Origin of the sequence: Rurimicrobium arvi, assembly GCF_039540495.1 — a bacterium.
Classification (GTDB): Bacteria; Bacteroidota; Bacteroidia; order Chitinophagales; family Chitinophagaceae; genus Rurimicrobium; species Rurimicrobium arvi.
In genome coordinates, this window is sequence record NZ_BAABEZ010000016.1 from 1,735 (window position 1) to 2,994 (window position 1,260).

Annotated in this window: 1 rRNA gene (only partly in view); it reads right to left on the reverse strand. The window is 47.4% G+C overall.

The window, feature by feature from the left end:
• A 23S ribosomal RNA gene (locus ABD846_RS06140) occupies positions 1-1,260 on the reverse strand; its annotated part reaches 1,550 nt to the left of the window's first position; the annotation flags it as partial.

Here is a 1,260-nt window from a genome sequence, read left to right on the forward strand (position 1 = left end):
CCGACTAACCCAGAGCGGACGAGCCTTCCTCTGGAAACCTTAGTCAATCGGTGGACGGGATTCTCACCCGTCTTTCGCTACTCACACCGGCATTCTCACTTCTAAGCGCTCCACATGTCCTTGCGATCATGCTTCAACGCCCTTAGAACGCTCTCCTACCATTGTCCAAAGGACAATCCACAGCTTCGGTAATATGTTTAGCCCCGGTACATTTTCGGCGCAGTGTCACTCGACTAGTGAGCTATTACGCACTCTTTAAATGATGGCTGCTTCTAAGCCAACATCCTAGTTGTCTGGGCAACGCCACATCCTTTTCCACTTAACATATATTTTGGGACCTTAGCTGGTGGTCTGGGCTGTTTCCCTTTCGAACACGGACCTTATCACCCATGTTCTGACTCCCAAGTTAAATTAATTGGCATTCGGAGTTTGTCTGAATTCGGTAACCCGAGAGGGGCCCCTCGTCCAAACAGTGCTCTACCTCCAATAATCATCACTTGAGGCTAGCCCTAAAGCTATTTCGGAGAGAACCAGCTATCTCCAAGTTCGATTGGAATTTCTCCGCTACCCACAGTTCATCCGCTCACTTTTCAACGTAAGTCGGTTCGGTCCTCCATTCAGTGTTACCTGAACTTCAACCTGACCATGGGTAGATCACCTGGTTTCGGGTCTACGACCAAATACTATACGCCCTATTCAGACTCGCTTTCGCTACGGCTCCACATTTTCTGCTTAACCTTGCATCAGATCGTAACTCGCCGGTTCATTCTACAAAAGGCACGCCATCACCCATTAACGGGCTCTGACTACTTGTAAGCACACGGTTTCAAGTTCTCTTTCACTCCCCTTCCGGGGTACTTTTCACCTTTCCCTCACGGTACTGGTTCACTATCGGTCACTAGAGAGTATTTAGCCTTAGGAGATGGTCCTCCCAGATTCCGACGGAATTTCACGTGCTCCGTCGTACTCAGGATCCACTCAAGAGAGAATATATTTTCAACTACAGGATTATTACCTTCTTTGATTCAACTTTCCAGATGATTCGTTTAATATATTCCTTTGTAACTCCGTATAGAGTGTCCTACAACCCCAATAAGCAAGCTTATTGGTTTGGGCTCTTCCCGTTTCGCTCGCCGCTACTCAGGGAATCGAATTTTCTTTCTCTTCCTCCGGGTACTAAGATGTTTCAGTTCTCCGGGTCTGCCTTCTGACAAGCTATGAATTCACTTGTCGATAACACAACATAACTTGTGCTGGGTT